Raw genomic sequence first — 3,848 nt, 5'->3', positions numbered from 1 at the left:
ATTTGAGTTGACCATTACAAACTTCAATGAAGAGGTCTTTGAGTGCATAAGCAGGAAGATACCTGCTTATGCCTATTATGAATAGTTAAATTTATATAATGTTAGTTGCCGCCGTAGGCAGTTGAGTATTGCGACAAAGCCCTCCATAACTGAAAAGCCGTTATGGAGGGCTTTACCATTGAATGTGAATACTGCTTAAAAGATCATTTTGAAAACGCCAATTACACAGCATTATTCAAAGGGATTAGTTATTTAGAAGCCAAATTTTTATACTCAAATAAATTACCATTTATTGTTGAAGCAATTATTGAATCATTCAAAATTGTAAAGCTGATTTGTTCAATAACCTTTCTTTCTCCTTTGTACCCATCCACAAAGTTTTGATTGCAGATATCTTTTTTGTTATATTTTCTAATTTCTGATAAATTAGGTTTTATATATTGTTTGACTTTCCAGCTATTATCTTCTTTATCCATCTCATACGCAATAACTGCGCCTGTTGATATTTTGCTAATAGAACCATAACGGGGAGGACACTCTTCAATTTTAGTCAGTAAGCTCTCTAAGTTAAAGTCTTTTACTAATGTACTTGTAGGTGGTTCGTAATGATCATTACTAGCAGAAGCCAATAAGGTTGTTCCATCTTCGCTCAGCTCTATCTGTCGCGCGAACTGATAGCCAGGGTAAGTATTAAAGAAATTATTACTTATAGGGTTGGAGAGTGGATGTTTTTTATATATATTATCTTCCAATGTATAAATAGTAACGCTTTCATCATCACCCTCATAATTCGAGTAAGCAAATACAGTCCCATCACGATTAAAGGCAATATCATTCACGGACTCAACCTGAATTGTTTGTAATGGTTTACTTTTATTGGTTGGTGAGTCAATAAGATATAAATGAGTAGATAAATTTGACACTAACAGTTTATTACCATCACCATTTAGTTCAATATGAGACCCAAAATACGCATCTTCGCTGTTGCCATTAATTTCATTTGAAAACACCCAGGTATTGCTATTTAAGTTTTTTTCGTATAAAAAAACTCCACCATGTTTATCGTTACTTCTTTTATTTTGATCTGCACTTATTGCTAATATATTCCCATCATCACTAATAGAAATATCACTACCAAAGTTCCCGTTCCTCTTGATACTATTATTTGTTAATGTTTGTTCTAAATGAAAAGTGTTACCGTTATTTTTGTATATATGAACTGCGCCGGAATTTTCTATATAATTAGAATCTTCATACGGACTGCTAATAAATAAATAACTACCATCGTTATTTATGCTAATTTTTGTAGCAAAAACTCTGTCGTTTGAAGTAATTTGTTTAACCAAAGACCAACCATTTTTTTGTTTCTTAAATACATTTACGGTAACGCTATCACCTCTATCGGCAACAACCAGGATTTTACCATTTTTACTGGCATATAACTTCCGATTACCTATATAAAGTGGAGCATTAATTAACGTTTTTGTCATTTCTTTATCAAAAGAAATTGATGTAATCTCATCATCTGGATCAGATGTACCGCTATCATCTGGATCAGATGTACCGCTATCATCTGGATCAGATGTACCGCTATCATCTGGATTAATAATATTCGGTTTTCCCTTGTTTTCCTGTGAGGGCGTATCGCTGCTATTACAACCAACTAATGTAAATATGGAGAAAAGCGATAATATTACTATTTTTTTATAATACATTTAAAACCTTCATCGTGATAATTATAAGATAATGACAATCGTAATGATTATCACTTGGGTTTGCAAGTATTATTGCGTACAAAACTCATGGTATTTTAATTCGGCGACCCAGCTCTTAATTATTAGTTATGTTGATTCTACTCATTTACCAGTAAATGTTTGGTTTGTATTAACCCAAATTATTTATCCATATTTTATTTTTAACGGGGTTATCAAGAGTTAATAATGCTCCGTTATTGTGACGTTGCATTATCAACATCGTCAACTTTGCGACAGAACCTCAAGAAAGCCTCCCACTAGAAGGCCAAGTCTACTATTCAACTACAACGTAATGGTTTTTTTCAATTCAATAAAATCATCTTAATTTGAATTGACCCACAACTGATTTCAGTTGCTCATTATCGACGGATACATTAATCGATTCTTGCGCGGTAGATCGACCGTTTATAGCTAACTCTTGCGCCATTTCTCGGATTGCAGTCATGTTACGCGTCACCTCAAGAGACACACTGCTTTGCTCCTCCGCAGCGGTTGCAATTTGTGTTTTCAAATCATTAACTTGGGCAACAGAACTGGCGATATGATCCAAATCTGTAGCAACTGCATAAGTGCTTTCAGCTGCCTGCTGGCTCGTTGTTTGTGTCATATTCATCGCTAAAATAGCAGAATTTGAACCCGCAGTTAATGCATCCAGCGTCTCTTTAATTTCAGCCGCACTCACTTGTGTTCTAGCAGCTAGTGCACGAACCTCATCAGCAACCACAGCAAAACCACGACCTTGTTCACCCGCTCGCGCAGCTTCAATGGCCGCGTTAAGCGCCAGTAGATTTGTTTGTTCCGCAATCTCACCAATCACATTAAGTACTTTGGTGATGGCTTGAGTATCTTTCTCAATATCTTGGATACTTTTTGATGAACTTTCTACATTTTCAACCAGCTTAGATACGGTTGATGTTGTCGATGTGACCGTCACTTTCGACGTGCCTACCTGCTTATTCATTGCATCGGTAAATTGTGACGCTTCTTCCGCATTACTGGCAACATCATTTGCCGTTGCACTCATTTCTTCAACTGCTGCAGCGATTTGGTCCGTTTCAATTGAATGCGCTTCTAATACTTGATTATTGGTCATCGTTTGTTGCTCTAACTTACCAACACTTTCAGAAATATGTTGTGAAGAGTTATCGATCTCTAGCATCAAGGTTTGCAGATTCGCAATGAACGCATTAATACCTGCCGAAATATCCCCTAAATCATCGTTGCTTTCAATCGGTAAACAACGAGTTAAATCGCCATTACCTTTAGATAAATCCATGACCACTTCTTTCAACGACATAATCGGACGATAAACGATATTCATTATCGTCACAGTCAAGAATAAGCCGATTGCGATCATAATAATAGATACCACAATCGACGTTTCTAATGCCTCATCTACTTCTGCATAAGCAACTGATTTATAAACGCCAATAAATAAGTACCATTTTTTGCCATTAACAAGGGTTATTTCTTGGGTAAAGGCAAGTTTATCAACTCCACCTAACGTATAAGCCATGGTGTTAGCATGCTCACTTAACATACCGGTTTTCACATTACCCATACCGATGTCATTAAAATTAACACCCGTTCTTAATGCTGTTGAATTTGATGCTAATACATTACCGTCACTATCCATAATGGCGGTAACAGAACCAGGATAATTAACATTTTTAACGGTGTCTTCAAGGATGCTTAAATCAATATCACCCAGTAAAATACCATTACCTAGGTTACGAACCACTGAAATAACTGGCAGACCAGTGCCAGCATCGTTATAAACATCGGAAACATCGAACGTGGCCGTGTTTTTACCCATGCTATACCAAGGGCGTTGACGCGCATCATAACGCGCTATAATAGCAACGCCATTCACCCAACTTGGATCGACAGCAGTGGAATAAGTCACACCATCATCAAAAGCAAAAAATACACTACCAAAACCATTAGTTTCTTTTACTAGTCTTGCGATGGTGACGTAATCATCACCTAGGCTGTTCGACACTTATATTTTTGGGTAAGCACATTAAGTGCATTGGTTTTTGCTGTGAACCAATGCTCAATTTTATTGGCTTCGTAGCTTACGATTGAACTCGA

2 protein-coding genes are annotated in these 3,848 nt (G+C 36.6%); both read right to left on the bottom strand.

From position 1 onward, the window contains the following. Window positions 1-248: 248 nt before the first annotated feature. A complete protein-coding gene (locus BT797_RS02920) occupies window positions 249-1,715 on the bottom strand; it encodes a WD40 repeat domain-containing protein (RefSeq protein ID WP_075471027.1) in 1,467 nt (488 codons plus the stop codon). A 355-nt stretch (window positions 1,716-2,070) separates the two neighbouring features. Next, on the bottom strand, window positions 2,071-3,756 hold the full coding sequence (locus BT797_RS02915; protein ID WP_244893715.1) for a methyl-accepting chemotaxis protein: 1,686 nt from the start codon (window positions 3,754-3,756) through the stop codon (window positions 2,071-2,073). Window positions 3,757-3,848 lie beyond the last annotated feature (92 nt).

This window comes from Moritella viscosa (assembly GCF_900120065.1).
Taxonomy (GTDB): Bacteria; Pseudomonadota; Gammaproteobacteria; order Enterobacterales; family Moritellaceae; genus Moritella; species Moritella viscosa.
This window is presented reverse-complemented; position numbering and strand designations above follow the sequence as displayed.

What these genes read in the sequence shown, in the direction of transcription:
- BT797_RS02920 (WP_075471027.1), bottom strand. Translation starts at nt 1,715, where the DNA reads ATGTATTATAAAAAAATAGTAATATTATCGCTTTTCTCCATATTTACA.